The sequence below is a fragment of the Algoriphagus sp. 10J20-15 genome (assembly GCF_055809615.1).
Genome location: NZ_JBVVUG010000005.1, coordinates 30,063 through 49,547, shown reverse-complemented (window position 1 = coordinate 49,547; position 19,485 = coordinate 30,063). Strand labels below are relative to the sequence as shown.

Sequence of the window (19,485 nt, the reverse complement as noted above, 5' to 3'; positions counted from 1 at the left end):
AAGGATAAAATCAGCGAAAACAGACTTCTTTTCATATAGATTGGTGGTTTAACTTTTAGCTGAAAATCTGATGCTCTTAGTTCCTCAAAAAAAGCTATTTTGGTTCAATGGTTAAAATAATTGAAGAATACACATGGATTTAATAGTACCTGGAGATGGGCAACTCATTTGGCAAATTTCATTCCTATTCTCTGTACTCTACCTAGGTTTTTGGGCTTATGCGCTATTTGATGCGCTAGGAGCGGAATTTAGGGCGGCTCATAGCAAACTCATGTGGGTGGTGACTATAATACTTGCGCCAGTCATCGGCACATTTTTATATCTCGCAATGGCCAGAAGCCAGAGAAAAGAACGGCGCAGATTTAAGCCTACATTTTCAAAATCCCCTAATTCAAACTAAATGACACTTTCTTTTATTCAAAACATGGGCGGAGGCTCCATTATAGTTGTACTGCTGTTTGGTCTTATCTATGGCATATTATGGATTTACTGTCTGGTAGATATCCTTCGCTCGGAATTCAAAGATCCCAATATGAAAATAATCTGGATCGTAGTTATTCTATTTGCCCAGCTTATCGGTCCCCTTGTTTACTTGGCGATGGGGAAAAGCACTAAAATAACGAATTACTCTTGATATGTTTGGACTAGGTGCTATTGGGTTAATAATTTATGCAATTACCATTTTTGATGTGGTGAGCAGTAAGTTCGCAAACCCAAACGACAAACTCATTTGGATTATTATCGTAGTACTAGTACCACTTTTAGGAGCCATTCTTTGGTTCTTGATCGGTAGAGGGAAAAGGATTTGAAATCAAAATGCTTTTCGATGTATGCCTTTTAGAGCCACTAAAGCATGAGAAGTCTTTTTTTTATACTACAAGCAAATCAGCAGTTTCAACATTCCTTTTTCATTACTTATCGCTTTCCTAGCCTACATAAACGGTGGCAGTTTTGATGTTTTCTTTTTTCTCCCACTTTTGACAATTGGTTACTTACTCGCTCTATATTTACTTGAAGTAAGGTATGCGCATCAGTATTTCTTCTATTTCAATTTAGGGCATGAAAAGTTAAAATTGATTGGCTTTACTTTCGGGGTAAATGCAGCCATTGCCCTCACCTATTTCCTTATTTTTTAATTGCCTATGACTCATCACATCTTAGAAGTAGATAGTCTGATCAAGGCATTTGGCCATAAACATTTACTTACTGATATCTATCTTAAATGCACCACAGGAGAAGTAATTGGAATTTTAGGTAGAAATGGAACAGGCAAATCCACTTTACTTCAGATAATTTTTGGGTCAACTGATGCAGAAAGTAAAAGCATTAGGATAAACGGTAAATTCCTGGAAAAAGCATTTTCAGATGGAGATAAAATAGCCTATCTACCTCAAGGCAATTTCTTGCCAAATGGCTTATCTGTTTCCTCGGTCATTCGAACATACTTTGATGAAGAAAACAGTAGAAATTCAGTTATTGCTAATACTCGAATAAAGCCGATTCTACATAAAAAGATCTCTGCACTTTCTGGAGGTGAAAAACGATACCTTCAAGTACTACTGATTCTCAATCTTCCAACGGCATTTGCCTTGCTTGACGAACCTTTTTCCCAAGTAGAACCACTCTACAGAGCGGACATCAAAGCACTCATTGATATACATAAGAAAGAAAACGGCATCATCATTACTGATCACGACTACCTGAATCTGATGGATGTTAGCAACAAAACCTTCCTGCTTATGGGCGGAGCGCTGAAGCCAATAGTCGATACAAAACAACTCATCGAATACAATTACCTGCCTCCTGAGAAATCCGAAAAAGAGGCAGAAGCTGATGATGAGCATTTTCTTATTGACAAGCAGACATCGAAAGATCTGGGTCTAGCTATCAACTACGGTGAGGAAAGTTTACTTTCTCTATTTGAAAAGCCAGAATCAAAAGGTGGAAAAGCTTACTTGGAAAAGTTGTTTGGCAATCCAACGAAAAGCAAAATCCTCCTTCAAAATAGACAGGAATCTATAAAATTCTTTCAGCAAAATGATGGCCTACTGAGGCTTGACAGAAAGCAACTTGATTTTATTACTGTCTACTTGGAGTCTGGCATAGCAGTGAATTCTTCCCAATACAGTTCGCTGTCAATCTATCTGAAAAACAAGTATCGCACCTCAAACAATTTTTACATTCAGGAAACAGGGATGCAACATGTGTTTGAATTTTTGAAAGAAGCATTACAACTGGCTACTAAAATCCAAGACCTGAACCCTAATTGGTATCTATCCAATCTTGCTTATCAGATTCAAGAACAAATCAACAGCAGCAATTTGCGGGACTTTATGGATTCCTATGGCCAAAAACCGCTTTACCTCCATTTTTCAGAGTTTGATTTTATGTTGAGAAGTAAGGGAAAGGAACAGCTCCTTTGGTTACTCGAACGCTTTTATGAATTTGATGCATACAACGCAGTAGCTCAGACAAGTAAAAAATTAAAATTCGCTTTTCCTGAATTTGAGAAAACTCAGAGTTCTCTAATAGAAATTGAAGGGCTGTTTCACCCAAAGCTGGCTAAAGCTGTTGGTAATGATTTCACTATTTCAGCTAAAGAAAATATGTGTTTTCTCACTGGAGCAAACATGTCAGGTAAATCTACTTTCCTCAAGGCCTTCGGCTTGGCTATTTATCTTGCTCATTTGGGATTCCCTGTTCCTGCTGTCAAAATGAAAACGAGTATTTTCGACGGGATTTTCACTACGATCAATCTCTCTGATAATATTAATCATGGACTAAGTCATTTTTATAGTGAAGTAAAACGAGTAAAAGAAGTAACGCGTGAGATCAAAAATGATAAAAATCTAGTCGTCATTTTCGATGAGCTATTTCGTGGCACCAATGTAAAAGATGCCTCCACTGCTTCTTCTATGATAATTTCTGCTATCGCCCAGCAGCCTGGAAGTGTCTACATTATTTCTTCGCACATCATGGAGATTGCCAGGAATTGGAAAAACAAAAGAACATTTTCTTCAAGTGCTTTGATGTGAGAGTAGTCAATGACGAAGCCATTTATACTTACAAGCTTGTAGATGGAGTTTCCAAAGACAGCCTGGGACTACACCTTGTTATCAAAGAGCAAATCTTAGAATTACTTCAAGGAAAAAAAGCTACTTCCTAATTCTACCAATAGGAAAAGCCATTACACCCATTAACTATAAATGTGCTTTAGCGCAGGGGTCAAATCTGGACATTCAAAGTCAAACCCAGCCTTCTGGATTTTTTGAGAAGAAACTCGATTTCCGCCAAGAACCATCGCGGCCATTTCCCCTAAAACTAACTTTAGTACGAAACCGGGTACTCCAATTCCAACATAAGGTTTACCCTTTGCTTTAGCTGCTGCCTGGGTTAATTGCTGATTGGTAGCAGGATTTGGTGCAACTGCATTAAAGACACCTTGAAGCGTAGTCTTTTCCAATGCAAAGACAAACATCCTTGCCAAATCCTCTATACTTATCCAGCTCATCCACTGATCTCCTTTTCCAAGTGGTGCAGCAATAGGTGGCTTCATCATTTCTCCAAGCGCTCCGCCATTTGCATCCAGCACAATGCCTATTCTCAGCATTACTGTCCGAAGATGCAATTCTTCCATTTTCTTCACCTCATTTTCCCAAGAGACGACCACTTGAGCTAAAAAATCTGATCCTGACTCATACGTTTCATCCATTAAAGTTGTTCCGGTGTCGAAACCGTAAAAACCAACAGCAGAAGCTGAAATAAACGTATTTGGCTTCTCAGCGGCATTCTCTACTGCTGTATAAAGCAATCGAGTACTATCAATTCGTGAATCTAAAATGATCTTTTTGCGCTCTTCAGTCCAGCGTTTCTCCGCCACACCTGCCCCGGCTAAATGAATGATAGCATCTGCCCATTCTACGGCTTCTGCATCTATAGTTTGCTTTTCCACATCCCATAAAAATGACTTTTGCTGTTGTTTAGATCTACTAAGCCAGGCCACTGAATATCCTTTCAGTTCCAGTAGCTGTGTGATTTTTTGGCCAATAAGACCTGAACCTCCGGAAATAAGAATATTTTTCATCTATGGGTAATTTAATTTAAGATAACCCTATATCAATCCAATATGTTAATCTTATCTGATAATATAAGACTAAGTACGCTTCTTTAAATTCAATATCTATTCCTAATTTGGCCCAACTAATTGAAAAAACTAGTTTGAACAGTACATCTATTTTTCGGTACGTACTACTCTGGATCGTTTTGAGTCTGCTAATCGGCTTACTTTCAGGGTCTGCCTCAGCTATTTTTCTGATTGCCCTGAATTGGGCAACTGATTATCGGGAATCTCATCTCTGGATCATTGGATTTCTGCCAATTGCAGGATTTGTGATAGGCTGGAGTTATTACCGATTAGGGGAAAATTCTGTAAAAGGAAATAACCTTTTACTCGATGAACTCTACAAATCCGAAAAGCCCATTCCACTTAGAATGACTCCTTTGGTCCTTTTAGGGACAGTTTTGACACATTTATTTGGTGGTTCGGCTGGACGAGAAGGTACTGCCGTGCAAATGGGAGGGTCACTTGCAGACCAACTCACTAACTATTTTAAAGTTGATCCAGCAGATCGAAGAATCATATTAATAGCTGGAGTTTCAGGTGGATTTGCCTCTGTTTTCGGGACACCGCTGGCTGGAGCAATATTTGCGTTGGAATGGATGCTTCATCGGAAAATCCGATGGAAATCGCTCTTTCCTGCTTTTTTGACGGCATTTGTGGCAAATTGGGTTTGTAGCTCACTTTTCGGAGTTGCACATACGCATTATTTGGTGGATCTGGTGCCGCCGCATACTTTGATGAACCTACTCTGGATCATTCCAGCTGGAATTGCCTTTGGGTTATCCGGGAGATTATTTGCCCAAAGCAATCATTTTTTTTCTCATCTATTTTCTAGACACATCTCCTACCCACCGCTTCGCCCGGTCATAGGCGGACTGGTGATCGCGGGAATTGTATACATTTCGGACAGTACGACCTACATCGGACTAGGTATCCCCAGGATAGTAGAAGCTTTCGAGACTCCATTACCTTGGTACGATTGGTTGGCGAAAACTGGCCTGACCAGCTTTACTTTGGGTGCTGGCTTCAAAGGTGGAGAAGTAACACCACTGTTCTTCACAGGAGCTACGCTGGGTAATGCCCTTGCTACTTGGATTCCACTTCCCTTGGCCTTGATGGCAGGTATGGGTTTTGTCGGTGTTTTCTCGGGAGCCACCAACACCCCATTGGCATGTACAGTAATGGGAATGGAGTTATTTGGATATGAAACAGGGATATATTTGGGAATTGCTTGTTTGATAGCCTACCTTTTCAGTGGCAAATCGAGTATCTATTCATCACAAAATCTGGATAAGAAATTCCATTTGTATCCTGCAGAAGGGATTTTTAACTTTTCCAGAAAAAAGTCCCAAGAGAACGATTGATATTCCTTTAAAGTCTATTGCTAACCCATGAAGTTCAAGCTGAAAATTTTTTCTAACCCTGATCGCAATATCATCTTTCTCAATAAGGTGATTAAGGTGCAGGAAAAAGTCGTTCAGATCAGTAGCATGTTTGCCTTTGGTCTCTTGCTATTTCATTTTGGGTATTCTACAGACCCTCAAAATGAGGTCACTGCTTCTGAGCTCTTCAACATCTCCCTAATCCTCATAGGAGTTGGTTATCTTCTTAGAGTTTTATTGGTAGAAAAATCAATTTTTCCTGCACGTGTAATCCTTGAGTTACTTCTTTCGCTTTTAATGATTCTTACTTCATTAGTCCGCTGGAATGTGCTAGGAGATGAAATAACTCAATTGGTTTTGGATTTCACAGCACATTACCATCTCATTAATGGTCTGGTTATCGTCTTATTTTTCATAGAGCTCAGCAAATTTAGTCTCACCATAAATGAACTAAAACTCAGCCCTTCATTAGTTTTTATACTCTCTTTCATTCTGCTCATCTTCGTGGGAACGGGCCTGCTAAGCCTTCCTGAAGCTACTACTAGGGATATAAGCTTCATAGACGCCTTGTTCACGGCGACTTCTGCTGTATGTGTCACGGGCCTGATCGTACTGGATACTGCCAAGGATTTCACGTTTTTTGGCCAGGTAGTAATTATGATTTTGTTCCAAATTGGTGGACTTGGAATCATGGTATTCACGAGTTTCTTTGGCTTCTTTTTTAAGGGTAGTTATTCCATAGAAAACAGACTTTTCATACGTGATTACATCAATGAGAACAATGTAAATGAGATTTATACAACCCTATTTAAGATCATTTCCTTTACCGTTTTGGTGGAAGGATTCTGCGCCTTTTTGATCTATCATTTTACCGACTCTGCACAATTTTCAGGCCGTGGAGATCAGCTATTCTTCTCGCTTTTCCACGCGATCTCAGCTTTTTGCAATGCAGGGTTTTCTACGCTCAGCAACGGGCTCTATGAGGAAGGTTTCCGAGAAGCTTATAATATGCATTTGGCGATTGCACTGGCGATTGTACTTGGTGGAATAGGTTTTCCTGTAGTGCTGAATTATTATTCTTATGTAAAGCACCTAGTAGTAGGCTATGTGAAAAGTATCCTCGGGATAGAAAAATACAGACATACCCCAAGAGTATCCAGCGTCAACACACGATTGGTAGTATATACTACCGGCATTCTCCTGGTAATCGGTATGGTCGTCTATGCAATATCAGAACAGGGGCATACCCTAAAAGGACTGAGTCCCTATGGTAAATTTGTGACTACAGTTTTTGGGGCAGTGACCCCAAGAACTGCGGGGTTCAATACGGTGGACATGCGGGAATTAGCTGTTCCCACCGTTCTGGTTTACCTTTTTCTAATGTGGATCGGCGCTTCACCTGGATCTACAGGAGGAGGGTTAAAAACAAGCACATTTGCGGTAGCTATGCTTAACACATTTAGCATAGCTTCTGGCAAAACAAGAGTAGAGGTATTCAGACGGCAGATTTCAAATGAGACACTGAAGAAAGCATTTGCGGTGATTTCCCTTTCGGTGTTGGTCATGGGTTTAGGAGTTTTCCTCCTGATGGTTTTTGATCCCGAGCTCCCCATGATTGATGTTGCTTTCGAAGTTTTTAGCGCATTTTCAACAGTAGGACTCACGCTAGGCATTACCTCACAATTAAGTTTAGGAAGTAAATTAGTATTGATGGTAATAATGCTTATCGGAAGGGTGGGAACACTCACGATTTTAATTGCAATCGTTCGTAGGATAGGAGAACAACGGTACAAATACCCTGAGGAAACCGTTTATATAACGTAATCGAGAAGACATGAAATATATAATAGTAGGAATTGGAAATTTCGGAGGCTATCTAGCCAAGCGCTTGACTAATCTAGGTCACGAAGTGATTGGCGTGGATTCTAGTGAAAGTCGGATAGAGTTGATCAAAGATAGCATCACGCACTCTATCGTAATGGACGCCACAGATCAGGCAGCCGTAAAAAACCTCCCCTTAAAAGACACTGATGTCGTCATCATAGCGATCGGGGAGGATATCGGGGCTTCTATCATGAGCACAGCTATTTTTAAACAATTAAAGTCCAATCGTATCATCGCGCGAGCTATCAACCAACTTCATGAAACAGTAATTCAAGCCATCGGCGTAGACGAAATCATTCACCCAGAGGAGGAAACTGCCGATCGTCTGTCGAAACGCCTAGAGATGAAAGGCGTCCTGGATTCCTTGGAGATCTCTGATGAATATAACATCGTAGAGGTAAAAGTGCCTAGCCGATATGTGGGAATGACTGTAGCAGAAGCAGACATCAGAAAAGAATTTTACCTCAATATCCTTACGATTATTAAAATAGAGCAGCGAAAAAATCTTTTAGGAATTAATACGCCATACAAAAACGTGATCGGAGTAGTAACACCAGAATACAAATTCGAAAATGAGGATGTGTTGCTGCTTTTTGGGAAAATAAAAAACATACAAGATTTTCTAAAGCTTGGAGATTAGAATAGCTTTTCTCCACAATTTTTGCAGTAGTTATCTGCTGCATGAATTGGACTAAATCTGCATTTTGGGCATCTGTTATTTTCTAACAGTTTCTCGTCCTTCCTTTTCTGTGCCGCCATTTCTGATGAAACAATCCCCGTAGGCACAGCAATTATTGCATAACCCAACAGCATAATTAGCGACGAAACTAACTGTCCGAGAGGAGTCACGGGATAAATATCTCCAAAACCCACCGTTGTCAAAGTCACTATCGCCCAATACATTCCGATTGGTATACTAGTAAAGCCGTGCTGTGGCCCTTCGATAATAAACATGAACGTGCCCATGATCAGTACAATTGTCACCACAAAACCTATGAAAATCAGTATTTTGTGAGAACTCGATTTCAGAGATTTAGTTAAATACTCCGCCTCCGCGACGTAGCGGCCAAGTTTCAGGATCCGTATCACCCTCAACAGACGCAATGCTCTTACTACCGTGAAAAGTTGGGAATTGAGCACAAAGAAACTGAGGTAAGAAGGCAAAATGGCTAGCAAATCTACTACTCCAAAAAAGCTAAAAATATACCCGCTAGGCTTGCGCGATAGCCAAACTCTAAGAAAGTATTCAATGGTAAATAGAATGGTAAAGACCCATTCCAAAATCAAAAAGACCTCTCCGAATCTAGCTCGTAGGCTTCCGACCGAATCTAAAATTGCCACGAAAATACTTCCGAAAATCATAAATAAGAGTACAATATCGAAGGTCTTCGAAGCCCAATCATCAGACTCAAATACAATATGAGCAAGGCGTTTTTTGGTGAGTTTCATAGGGGAATTTAGAAAAATTTATAAGCCAAAACCAACCCTAGTCTAGGTAATAAATGCGCTTCACTCGGGTACTAATATTAGTCAGAAGTTCATATGGGATCGTACCGATCTGATCCGCAAGCTCTTTCAACGAAATTTTCTCTCCGTATACAATTGCCTCATCACCAGCTTTCACGTCCATTCCGCTCACATCCACCATGCACATGTCCATACAGACATTCCCGATCACAGGAGCTTTTTTTCCATTGATTAACACATAGCCTTTACCATTGCTAAACCGCCGATCATACCCATCTGCATACCCAAGCGCAAGGGTAGCTATTTTACCTCCAGAGATTAGGATGCCTTTTCTCGAATACCCAATTGTTTCTCCTGGTTCAAGAGTTTTTATTTGAGAAATTGTAGTTTTTAAGGTACTGATTGGACGCAAGGATAACGCATGTTTTCCTGTCACTTCAACTCCATAAAGGCCGATTCCCAACCTTACCATATCGAATTGAAAGTCTGGAAACGCAACGATTCCAGCTGAATTGAGTGCATGAATGAGCGGTTTGTAAGTGATCACTTGCAGAATATCATTTTTCATCTCTTCAAAAGCCTTCAATTGAGATAAAGAAAACTCCTGATGAATCTCTTCATCCGCCCCAACCAAATGAGTATAAACAGAAGCAATCTCCAATTGCGGATTTGCCTGAATTAAATCCTTCAATCCATCCAGCTGCTTTCTCTCAAAACCCAATCGATGCATTCCCGTATCTATGTCGAGGTGAATACGCATGGTCCTATGATGAATGGTACACCAAGACGCCAAACTCTCAAAAAACTCAGGACTAAAAACTACCGGTTCCAAATCAAACTCACTACAAAGCTCAAACGATTCCTCCATAGTATTAAGCACCATTATTGGCAGCTTGATACCCTGCTTACGCAAAGCGACGCCTTCGTCAGAAAAAGCCACACCTAAGTAGTCCGCCCCCATGGTCTGAATTTGATTGGCGATTTCTACAGCTCCACCTCCGTATGCAAAAGCTTTTACCATTACCATAACTTTGGTCTTTGGGGAAAGAAGCTTTTTATAAAAATTATAATTATGAGTCAGCGCATTCAGATTGATCTCTAATGTAGTCCCGTGGATTCTCTGCTGAAGTCGATTGACTACTTCTTCAAATCCAAAAACCCTTGCTCCTGTGATCAATATCATATCATTCGCAAAAGCCTCAGGGTCAAGACTAGACAGAAGCTCTCCCGTAGAAGTAAATCCCTTGAAAAATTCTGGGAACTCCCTTTCCAATAAGAATATCTCTTTACCAACTCCAAATATCTGATCGAATTGATATTTTCTTATCAGCTCGGTGACTTCTTCATAAATTTTCTCAGGGGAACCTTGCTGAAGCAAATCCGACAAGATCAGTATTTTGCGACGTTTGGGACGCTGCTGTTGCATAAAGTCCAGCGCGACTTTCAACCCGGCCAAATCATTGTTATAGGTGTCATCAATCAGGAGAGAATCGTTTATTTCCTGGCTTTAGCGTAAGTCGCATATCTACCGATTTGAGGTGTGATATGCCTTCTTGGATAGATTCTGGGCTTTGCCCCAAAGTCATCGCGGCTATGATGACATGGGTGATATTCTCCAGTGAAGCCATATCAGAAAAGGGCACCTGAAATGTATGTGTACTCAGGTCTGATTTCATCAATATCAGGCGAGCACCGCTCTCCTTCAATTTCACCGATCTGGTAAATTCATAGCCAGCTCTGTCCGACCAACCTATAAGCTTTTCAGCAGGAAATAAGGCCTCTATTTGATCAGAAACCAATTTTTGATCAGCACAGTAAATCAGGAGATTAGAATCTTCAAAAATCGAAAGCTTCTCCTTAAGCTTTGATTCCAAGCTTTCAAACCCTTCCTGATGAGCGGTTCCAAGGTTGGTAAAAATCCCCACATCCGGCTTGATCATTTCTTCCAAAGCTGCCATTTCTCCAGCCTTCGAAATTCCTGCTTCTAAAATTGCCACTTGATGATAGGTCTCTATTCCGAAGATGGAAAGAGGAACACCAACCTGAGAATTGTAGCTTTTTGGGCTTTTGGCTACAGCGTACTTTTGTCCCAAGATCTGTCCTAGCCATTCTTTTACAATAGTCTTACCGTTGCTGCCAGTGATGCTCACCACAGGATTTGTAAAGAGAGATCTTTCGTATTTGGCCAAAAGCTGCAAGGCTCTTCGGGTATCGGCAACTTTGATTATGCAAATATCCGGAAAGACGTTCTCATCAAAATCGTGATGAACCAAGAATGTCTTTACTCCAAATTCAGCTAATTGTGGAATGAAATCAGCTCCATCAGCTTTTGCTCCCCGGAGCGCTACAAATAGTGTTTTTTCGGGATGAAGAATCTGTCTGGAATCGATTGCAATTTGAGAAATAAAGAGCTCATCATTTCCATTGAAAAGCAATCCCGCGGTGATTTCTACGATTTGTGGTTGACTAACTTCCTGAAACATCTTGTCCCGGATTTATTTTCTTGTTCTTTTTCTTGAAAAACACCTGCTTAATCCATCTAGGAAGGAAAAATGCTCCCAAAATCAAGTATGGATAATAGGATAAAAGTCTCCATAAGATACTGGTAACGAATGTGTAATTTCCCAGAAACTCTGTAAAGAATTGCCCAAAGAAAAACTCAGCCGTTCCACTACTGCCCTGGAGTCGGGGATATCATCATCACGATCCACATAATCACCTGCCGGGCAAATACGATAACATGCTCAAAGGCCGCCAATGGTACAAATGCAGAAATCAAAGCATTAAGCATCAGATACCTTGAGCTCCAAATAAGGATAGTCGCTACGACAATTGGGACCCAGTAATTCCATTTTTTACCCGATAGTTCTCTTGATGCTATGATGATTTGGTCACCATATTCCTGAGCATCATGCTTCCACTTCCGAAGCCATTTGATTGAAAATATTTTGATTAAAACCCATTTGAAGACTCTGGGTCTATAAAATAATGCTGCAGCCATCACCATACTGTATGCAGCATACAGTGAATAAGAAATCCAGAATATGGCTTCCATACTGTTTTCCAATTGCATTTCCAGCACCTTACTCGTTGGGAAAATATTTCCTTTTGCAAAAAATAGAATTATTGGAGCTCCGATTACAAAAAATAGATTGTCCAAAATAGCGGTGACCATCACATAGGCAACAGCCCTTCCCAGCTTGATTCCTTCCTTATTCAATATAAAAATAGCCACTGGAGAACCTCCTACTACTGAGGGAGTCACTGCAGAAGCAAATTCCCAAAGGATGATTACATAAATAGCCCGCTTCCAAGTCAGATGCCTACCTGTAATCTCACGAATTCTAAAAACATACCCAGCATCGCGAAACAAAATGACTAAAACGGCCACAACAATCCAAGGAATTGATGCATCAAAAATCCCACTTAATGAGTCTTTGTTTACCGAGGGATCAAAGTAAAACATCGCGAAAACAATGGCTAAACCTATGATAACCGGAACCCAGATTTTATTAGGATTGAGTGTTTTAAAGATCTTTTTGTTATCCAGTTTCATCTGTTTAATAGCTTTTTTGGTATCATGCCGATAATTATCGGGCTGAATTTCGCGCCGAGAAGAAATATGGGGGTATTTGCCACCTGCGACATGCTCGATTTCATAGGCTAGGCTACAGCTATTGGCTCAGTCTTTTCCACCCAGAAATTATTAAAACCATCCCCTATAATGATGGTAACCAGTGAAAGTTGAAGTAATTCTAAAATTGCTAGAAAGGTATAAATCACAAAAATCTTATCGGGTTTGTAGCTGATGAATTCATCAAAAGGCACTTTTTTCTTAAAACTGATTTTCTCAAGGACAAAATCCTTTTGCTGGGCAATCGTATAGGGATACTGAATCACGGTGTGTTTTGTTTCATCTACACGGGCTGCCATTTTAGCCATTGTCCGCTGAAAAACCTTTAGCATTTTATATAAATCCATGTCCTGCATCTCTGCATCCACATCATCTATTTTACTAAGTGACTTCAATTCTGCTGCAATATTTCCCCGCTTTTGCTTGGACATTTCTTCACCTTCCATAAATGAAAGCTCTTCAATAACAGATTTGTACTTCTTGTATTCCAGTAGATTCCTGATCAGTTCCTCTCGTGGGTCAATTTCTTCTCCCTCCTCATTTAGCTCCGGTCTTGGCAAAAGCATTCGCGACTTAATCTTCATCAGCGTAGCTGCAAAAAGGATAAAATCACTTGCAACCTCCATTTCCATTTGCTCCATCTGGTGGACATAATCCAAGAAGTCATTGGTAATCTTGGATATAGGAATATCGTATATGTCCAGTTCATCACGCTCGATGAAGAAGAGCATGAGGTCAAAAGGACCTTCGAAGAGAGGTAATTTGATTTCGAAACTCAAAGGATATCTAAATTATTGGTTAATTTTGCCACCTTGTTGTCAAAGATATTCAATTAAGCTAAATTAATTGGAAACGGCAGGAGAAAGAGGCAATCGCCTAATGTCAATATTTATTGGATGGAAAAACAATAATGCACAATTGTTGTTATTCTAATTTGAACACATTACCGCTGCAAAATGCTGATTGAACCAGGAGAATTATTAGCTCAAATAAATAGTCCCGCAGACCTTAAAAAGTTTCCGAAAGAAAAACTGGTTCAAATCTGTGATGAACTCCGACAATTTATTATTGATAATGTATCCGTTTACGGCGGTCATTTCAGCGCAAGTCTTGGTGTAGTAGAGCTCACTGTCGCGCTTCATTATGTACTTAACACTCCCGAAGATCAACTAGTTTGGGATGTCGGGCATCAGGCTTACGGGCACAAAATCCTTACTGAAAGAAGAGAGCGCTTTCATACAAACCGCCTATATGGAGGACTTTCAGGTTTCCCAAAAAGAAAAGAAAGTGAATACGATACCTTTGGCGTAGGTCACTCTAGTACTTCAATCTCCGCAGCCTTAGGCATGGCGGTAGCTTCACAATACAAAGGCCTGACCAAAAAGCAGCACGTTGCCGTGATCGGTGATGGGTCAATGACCGGAGGAATGGCATTCGAAGCCATGAACCATGCAGGAGTCAGTGATACCAATTTATTGATCATACTGAATGATAATTGCATGGCGATCGACCCTAATGTCGGTGCGCTTAAGGATTATCTTACTGATATCACTACTTCCAAAACTTACAATAAAGCAAAAGATGAGGTTTGGAAGATTTTGGGCAAACTGAGCAAGTTCGGTACAAGCGCACAAGATGTGATCTCCAAAGTGGAGGGAGGAATCAAATCCGCCTTATTGAATCAAAGCAATCTTTTTGAATCATTAAATCTTCGCTACTTCGGTCCTGTAGATGGTCACGATGTCAATCACTTGGCAGAAGTACTAAAGGATCTTAAAGATATTCCTGGACCAAAAATCCTTCATTGTGTGACAATGAAAGGCAAAGGATATGGTCCTGCAGAAAAAGGAAATCAAACTACTTGGCATGCGCCAGGGGCATTTGACAAAGTAACTGGAGAAATATATAAAAGCACTCCAAGCACTCCTCAAGCACCAAAATATCAGGATGTTTTTGGACATACTTTGGTAGAATTGGCAGAGCAAGATGATCGAATCATGGGTGTAACTCCCGCGATGCCGTCTGGGTCTTCTATGAATATCATGATGAAGGCAATGCCAGATCGAGCTTTTGACGTGGGAATTGCCGAACAACATGCAGTAACGTTTTCTGCTGGCTTAGCAACTCAAGGACTTGTTCCTTTCTGTAATATCTACTCTACGTTCATGCAGCGCGCTTACGATCAAGTCGTGCACGATGTGTGTTTGCAGAATTTACCTGTGGTTCTTTGTTTGGACAGAGCTGGTTTTGCTGGAGCTGATGGACCTACGCACCATGGAGCTTACGATATTGCCTATTTCCGTTGTATTCCCAATTTGGTCGTTTCAGCACCAATGAATGAGGCAGAACTTCGAAATATGATGTATTCCGCATCTCTTCACAATGGCCCTTATTCTATCCGATATCCAAGAGGGAAAGGTGTAATGCCTGAGTGGAAAACACCATTCGAGCAAATTCCACTAGGTCAAGGAAGAATTGTAAAAGAAGGTGAAGAAATCGCCATTTTAACAATTGGACACATCGGAAACTATGCTGTAGAGGCTTGCGAGAAACTTCAAAAAGAAGGTTTAAACCCTGCTCAATACGATATGCGATTTGTGAAGCCTCTGGATGGAGAATTGCTTCATGAGATTTTTGGCAAATTCAAAAAGGTGATCACTGTAGAAGATGGTTGCTTGATGGGTGGATTTGGTTCTGCAGTAATTGAGTGGATGATAGATCATGGATACCAAGCTCAGGTGAAGCGTTTAGGCATTCCTGATGATATCATTGAGCATGGTGAGCAGCTTGAATTACATAAAGAATGCGGTTTTGATCCTGAAGGAATAGCTGCTACAGTTAGAAGCCTCACTGAGGTTTCCAAAACTATTTCCTAAGATGTCTTCCATTAGTTTTTTTGAAAAAGGAGAAGGGCAACCTGTTGTCTTGATTCATGGTTTCTGCGAAATCGGAGAAATGTGGAGAGGCTTTTCAAATGCTTTGTCCAGCGACTTCAGAGTAATATGTCCTGATCTTCCAGGATGTGGAGACTCCCCTCTGGCTCTTTCACAAAATAGCTTGGAGGAAATTGCAGTACAGCTAGAAGATTGGATGGAGGAGAATTCTATAAAAGATCCCATCGTAATCGGTCACTCACTAGGCGGATATGTAATGTTGGCCTTATTAGAATTAATGGGGAAAAGGCTTAAAGCAGTTGGGCTTTTCCATTCCACAGCTTTTGCAGATGATGAAGAAAAAAAGGGAATGAGAGATCGCACAGTCATTTTTTTAAAGAAGCACGGTGTAGAGAAATTCGTTACTTCTTTTGTACCTCCACTTATCCCTGATGAGAGAAGAGAGGAATTCGAACAAGAAATCAACATTGCGATAGAACAAGCTAAACATTGTACTCTGGATGGATTGATCGCATTGACTAAAGCGATGAGAAATCGGAAAGATCGTTTCGAAGTATTGAAAAACTACTCCGGCTCAAAGTTAATGATCGCTGGTACACTGGATGGAGCCGTAAAAATCGATGCGAGTCGAAAGCACCAAAAAGCTATCACAGACTATTTCGAACTCGAAAACACCGGACACTTGGGAATGATAGAGCGAAAAGAGGAAAGTTTGAAAATTGTGAAGGAGTTTTGTGAGAGGGTCAGTAAGGGATAAGACTGCTTGATTTCGATTTTCGCTTAGAAAACCAATTAAGATTGGGTGGAGGATTTAACCCAACTTTTATATTCAAATTCTAAAAAGAGAGTATAGAAATGTGTTGTGGGCCTCGACTTCGCTCGGCCACAATGAAATATCTACTTAGGGATTCTCTACTAATTTTTAGTTAGATGGTTCATATATTCGGTAAAATTCCATCCAACCTTAGTTCTATTCTCTGCTTTTGTTCTTTCAGGATTCTGATTGATAAATTCATTATAATAATATCCTTCACATTCGACAACCTTGTAATAATAATTCAATAGTTCAATAAGGGATTCTTTATCGAAAAGTCCTTCAATTCCCATCTCATCTGGAATTTTATTTTGAAGGATTGGCTGGATTATCAAAAGGGATTGTAGATCCAATTTATACATCCCAATGTCATTAGAACGAAAGTCCAATACATCGAACGAATCGCCATTTTTCATCATATGTACTTTAACAGAAAAACCGCCAGTTGAAAAGCTTCTTAAATTTTGCCATTCTCTACAGATATTGAAAGAATCTATTCTAATTACCTCTTCTTCTATTTTGAATGTAGTTTTATACAATGAGCTTGAGAGTCCTAAATTGGAAAAATCAACGCCCAACTCATCCAACAAAAATTCAGATTTCTTTGTCGATATCGAATTGTCGAACTTTTCTAGTTGTTGTGCTTCAATTACAATTGGCTCTTGAAGTTTAACTTTCTTTTTTTTCTTGTATTGGTCTATGTAATAATCAGCACTGAGAGATTTAGAGCCTTCTGAAACAAAGGCTATTTCGAAAATTTGAGGACCATACTTCGTTGGTGGCTCATCTGCAAGCATAACCTGAACAGATATAGATTCGATATCTTGACCAAAAACTATTTGTGAGAAAAACACTAAAAGCAATATGACCAGAGCCTTCTTCATATAGATTTATCGTTTTCTATCAGATATTAAGTATAATCACAACTGGCTCCCCACCACTCCCATCAATTTCTCCAAATATTCCTGATCAACCGAATCAAAATCATTCAGCTGATCGGAATCCACATCTAAAACCATTGCTACCAACCCTCCTCTGAAAACCGGAACAACTATCTCGGACTTAGATGCAGAGCTGCAGGCAATATGCACTGGAAATGCATCCACATCAGGAACAAGAACAGTCTTGCCTTCTTGCCACGCTGTACCACAAACACCTTTTCCTATAGATATTCTTGTACACGCAATCGGCCCTTGAAATGGCCCCAATACCAACTGATTTTCTTTCACCAGATAAAATCCAACCCAGAAGAAGTCAAATGCTTCTTTAAGAGCTGCTGAGATATTGGCTAGGTTCGCATATAGATCTGGTTCTCCACTGATCAAGGCTTCGATCTGTGGCAAAATAGCTTCGTATTTTTCAGCTTTAGTAGCTGATTCAGGTATGTATAGACTTTCAGACATGATGATAAATTCTTAAAGTGTCGTCCAAGATCTCTATAGTCTCGGAAACCGGGGTAGGGGGAACAGGAGCTGCTATTCCACTACCAAATTTGTTACTGCTTGTAAACACTCTAGCCTCATCCCAAAGTTCGGAAGCCAAAAACTTATTCAATAAATAACTTCCGCCTTCAATAATTACGCTTTGAATATTTCGCTTATTCAACTCATCCAGAATATCCTTAATCTTAAAGCCTGGGTTCAGCTTAGCATATTCTAAGGTGCCTTTTACTTCAGATTTCAGCGTATTAAAACAGATCGTAGGTACTGCTTCATCAAATAATTTAAGTGAATTTGGCAGCTCGAGTTTGCTATCAATTACTATTCGTAAGGGATTTTTCCCTACCCAATCTCTCACATTCAATGCCGGATCGTCGTATTTAGCGGTGTTTTTACCGACCATTATCGCATCTTCCTCAGCTCTCCACTTGTGCACCAGTTGTCTGCTGGAAGAATTTGTAATCCATTTGGAGGAATAATCCTCCCTAGCAACAAACCCGTCTTTCGTTTGTGCCCACTTCAAAATCACATAAGGTCTTTTCTTCTCTATTTGGGTGAAAAACCGTTTGTTCTGAAATCTTGCTTCTTGTTCTAAAAGACCCGTTTGAACTACAATCCCTGCATCTTTCAAAATTTGGATCCCTTTTCCGCCCACTAGTGGATTACTGTCGAAAGCTGCAATAATAACCTTCTTCACTTTTTTTTCCACCAGCAAATTAGCGCAGGGAGGAGTTTTTCCGAAGTGCGCACAAGGCTCCAGCGTTACATAGACCGTCGAATCAGCTAATAAATCCTGATTTGCTACCGAATTTATTGCATTGACTTCAGCATGCGGTTTACCATATTGCTGATGGTATCCTTCGCCAATAATCCTGTCTTGATGTACAATCACGCAACCCACCATTGGGTTTGGGCTGACTTTTCCCCTACCAAGTTCTGCAAGTTCTAGAGCTCGTTGCATGTAGAGTTCATCAGCTTTCATCAGGGTTTTTTCTTAAACGTGATTGGAGCAAGTACACTATCTTCACTCACCACCAACTTTGATGCATAGGCTGTATCTAAATACAACTCGTCCTTCGGATCAAATAAAATATTGTAAGAACCTGCTTGAACTCTGAAATAATATTTGCCAGTGGCATCAGTATGCGTAGATATGGTATCCTCACCATTGCTTAGGTAAATCGCCGGATAAAGAGTCGTTGGTTTCAACGTCCCGCTGATATCCACCGTACCAATTCCACTTATCAAAGTAAAGGTTGGATCTAGCTCGTAGGTTAGTGGAGATTCTGATACTTGGACTATGGACTTTTCAAGATCCAAATCCAGCAAGATATCATAGGAAATTCCCTGCTCTATATCGATTGAGGTTTCTAATGAAATTTCATTTCTTGTAGGATCCGAAAGCGCCAACACATATTTTTTCTCATTAAAAAACATGGAATGGTTATCCCCTAGAATAATCTTAGCACTTATTATTTGACCAATCGGCAATTCACTTCTTCCTAATAGCAGTGCAGTGCTTCCCACCAGATCACTAACTTTTATCCTTTTGTCACCGGATTTATATTTCAGGAAAAAAGTCTGGCTCTGAGTCTCTCGACCTTCTGCCAATACCTCTATATCTACTCCCTCAATCTCCACAAAAACAGAATCCCATTTGGCAGGACTATCTACCAATATCAGATTGAGTAAAGATCTTGGACTTGAATCAGGGTCTTCGCAAGATGCTAGGAAAAGCACACATGCTACTGGAAATAGATAAAAGTAAAGTTTTTTCACAAAGCAAATTTAGGCCAAATCTATTGAATACAGTAGTTCAAGATAACCTAGATAAAAAAAAGACCAGCCTTA

At 40.1% G+C, this 19,485-nt stretch carries 19 protein-coding genes and 1 pseudogene; 10 read left to right on the top strand and 10 right to left on the bottom strand.

Translation table 11 applies throughout. The features are described from left to right. Window positions 1-133: 133 nt before the first annotated feature. The 5 genes from AC0L6R_RS03320 to AC0L6R_RS03300 all read left to right on the top strand — a co-directional run bounded on the left by AC0L6R_RS03320 (window position 134) and on the right by AC0L6R_RS03300 (window position 3,166). Window positions 134-400 (top strand): PLDc N-terminal domain-containing protein, encoded by a 267-nt coding sequence (locus AC0L6R_RS03320; protein WP_473269913.1) that lies wholly within the window; start codon window positions 134-136, stop codon window positions 398-400. Then, entirely contained in the window at window positions 401-634 is a 234-nt protein-coding gene (locus tag AC0L6R_RS03315; protein WP_283411908.1) for a PLDc N-terminal domain-containing protein, read from the top strand. A gap of 1 nt (window position 635) precedes the next feature. Continuing rightward, on the top strand, window positions 636-809 hold the full coding sequence (locus AC0L6R_RS03310) for a PLDc N-terminal domain-containing protein (RefSeq protein ID WP_473269912.1): 174 nt from the start codon (window positions 636-638) through the stop codon (window positions 807-809). Window positions 810-1,142: 333 nt separating this feature from the next. After that, window positions 1,143-3,035 (top strand): MutS-related protein, encoded by a 1,893-nt coding sequence (locus AC0L6R_RS03305; protein WP_473269911.1) that lies wholly within the window; start codon window positions 1,143-1,145, stop codon window positions 3,033-3,035. Continuing rightward, the gene (locus tag AC0L6R_RS03300) at window positions 3,032-3,166 is read left to right on the top strand and encodes a hypothetical protein (protein ID WP_473269910.1); all 135 of its coding nucleotides are present in this window, start codon (window positions 3,032-3,034) and stop codon (window positions 3,164-3,166) included. Before AC0L6R_RS03305 ends, AC0L6R_RS03300 begins: the two co-directional genes overlap by 4 nt. A gap of 30 nt (window positions 3,167-3,196) precedes the next feature. Here AC0L6R_RS03300 and AC0L6R_RS03295 read toward each other — a convergent pair whose 3' ends face one another. Next, the gene (locus AC0L6R_RS03295) at window positions 3,197-4,084 is read right to left on the bottom strand and encodes a TIGR01777 family oxidoreductase (protein WP_473269909.1); all 888 of its coding nucleotides are present in this window, start codon (window positions 4,082-4,084) and stop codon (window positions 3,197-3,199) included. 179 nt (window positions 4,085-4,263) lie between these two features. On the opposite strand from AC0L6R_RS03295, the gene AC0L6R_RS03290 reads away from it, so the two are divergent. From AC0L6R_RS03290 to AC0L6R_RS03280, 3 genes are read left to right on the top strand one after another with little or no spacing between them, the layout of a single operon-like run. Next, window positions 4,264-5,484 carry a voltage-gated chloride channel family protein gene (locus tag AC0L6R_RS03290; RefSeq protein WP_473269908.1) on the top strand — a complete coding sequence of 407 codons (1,221 nt, stop codon included), beginning with the start codon at window positions 4,264-4,266 and terminating at the stop codon, window positions 5,482-5,484. A 27-nt stretch (window positions 5,485-5,511) separates the two neighbouring features. Beyond that, window positions 5,512-7,326 carry a TrkH family potassium uptake protein gene (locus AC0L6R_RS03285; RefSeq protein ID WP_283411914.1) on the top strand — a complete coding sequence of 605 codons (1,815 nt, stop codon included), beginning with the start codon at window positions 5,512-5,514 and terminating at the stop codon, window positions 7,324-7,326. A 10-nt stretch (window positions 7,327-7,336) separates the two neighbouring features. Continuing rightward, on the top strand, window positions 7,337-8,026 hold the full coding sequence (locus AC0L6R_RS03280; RefSeq protein WP_283411915.1) for a potassium channel family protein: 690 nt from the start codon (window positions 7,337-7,339) through the stop codon (window positions 8,024-8,026). Here the strand turns inward: AC0L6R_RS03280 and AC0L6R_RS03275 are convergent. From AC0L6R_RS03275 to AC0L6R_RS03255, 5 genes and pseudogenes are all read right to left on the bottom strand, one after another. Continuing rightward, the gene (locus AC0L6R_RS03275) at window positions 8,023-8,835 is read right to left on the bottom strand and encodes an ion transporter (RefSeq protein ID WP_283411916.1); all 813 of its coding nucleotides are present in this window, start codon (window positions 8,833-8,835) and stop codon (window positions 8,023-8,025) included. The two genes, AC0L6R_RS03280 and AC0L6R_RS03275, sit on opposite strands and share 4 nt — an antisense overlap. A gap of 37 nt (window positions 8,836-8,872) precedes the next feature. Continuing rightward, window positions 8,873-10,240 carry an alanine racemase gene (gene alr / locus AC0L6R_RS03270; RefSeq protein ID WP_473269907.1) on the bottom strand — a complete coding sequence of 456 codons (1,368 nt, stop codon included), beginning with the start codon at window positions 10,238-10,240 and terminating at the stop codon, window positions 8,873-8,875. 88 nt (window positions 10,241-10,328) lie between these two features. Beyond that, window positions 10,329-11,336 (bottom strand): Mur ligase family protein, encoded by a 1,008-nt coding sequence (locus AC0L6R_RS03265; protein ID WP_473269906.1) that lies wholly within the window; start codon window positions 11,334-11,336, stop codon window positions 10,329-10,331. After that, window positions 11,320-12,409 (bottom strand): annotated as a pseudogene (locus AC0L6R_RS03260) (lysylphosphatidylglycerol synthase transmembrane domain-containing protein). Before AC0L6R_RS03260 ends, AC0L6R_RS03265 begins: the two are co-directional and overlap by 17 nt. Window positions 12,410-12,516: 107 nt before the next feature. Then, on the bottom strand, window positions 12,517-13,266 hold the full coding sequence (locus AC0L6R_RS03255) for a segregation and condensation protein A (RefSeq protein ID WP_473269905.1): 750 nt from the start codon (window positions 13,264-13,266) through the stop codon (window positions 12,517-12,519). A 177-nt stretch (window positions 13,267-13,443) separates the two neighbouring features. On the opposite strand from AC0L6R_RS03255, the gene dxs reads away from it, so the two are divergent. Together dxs and AC0L6R_RS03245 are read left to right on the top strand one after the other, a co-directional pair. Continuing rightward, window positions 13,444-15,363: a 1-deoxy-D-xylulose-5-phosphate synthase gene (gene dxs, locus AC0L6R_RS03250; protein WP_473269904.1), complete on the top strand. Its 1,920-nt coding sequence runs from the start codon at window positions 13,444-13,446 to the stop codon at window positions 15,361-15,363. Window position 15,364: 1 nt separating this feature from the next. Beyond that, entirely contained in the window at window positions 15,365-16,138 is a 774-nt protein-coding gene (locus AC0L6R_RS03245; RefSeq protein WP_473269903.1) for an alpha/beta fold hydrolase, read from the top strand. A 158-nt stretch (window positions 16,139-16,296) separates the two neighbouring features. On the opposite strand, the gene AC0L6R_RS03240 is transcribed toward AC0L6R_RS03245, so the two are convergent. Genes AC0L6R_RS03240 through AC0L6R_RS03225 form a run of 4 tightly spaced genes read right to left on the bottom strand, consistent with a single transcriptional unit; the run spans window position 16,297 to window position 19,413 of the window. Then, window positions 16,297-17,079 carry a hypothetical protein gene (locus AC0L6R_RS03240; protein ID WP_473269902.1) on the bottom strand — a complete coding sequence of 261 codons (783 nt, stop codon included), beginning with the start codon at window positions 17,077-17,079 and terminating at the stop codon, window positions 16,297-16,299. Window positions 17,080-17,115: 36 nt separating this feature from the next. Then, window positions 17,116-17,598, bottom strand: coding sequence for a GAF domain-containing protein (locus AC0L6R_RS03235; protein WP_473269901.1), 483 nt, complete (start codon window positions 17,596-17,598; stop codon window positions 17,116-17,118). Beyond that, on the bottom strand, window positions 17,591-18,616 hold the full coding sequence (gene ribD, locus AC0L6R_RS03230; protein WP_473269900.1) for a bifunctional diaminohydroxyphosphoribosylaminopyrimidine deaminase/5-amino-6-(5-phosphoribosylamino)uracil reductase RibD: 1,026 nt from the start codon (window positions 18,614-18,616) through the stop codon (window positions 17,591-17,593). The genes AC0L6R_RS03235 and ribD overlap by 8 nt, the downstream gene beginning before the upstream one ends. Then, on the bottom strand, window positions 18,616-19,413 hold the full coding sequence (locus AC0L6R_RS03225) for a DUF4382 domain-containing protein (RefSeq protein WP_473269899.1): 798 nt from the start codon (window positions 19,411-19,413) through the stop codon (window positions 18,616-18,618). Before AC0L6R_RS03225 ends, ribD begins: the two co-directional genes overlap by 1 nt. Window positions 19,414-19,485 lie beyond the last annotated feature (72 nt).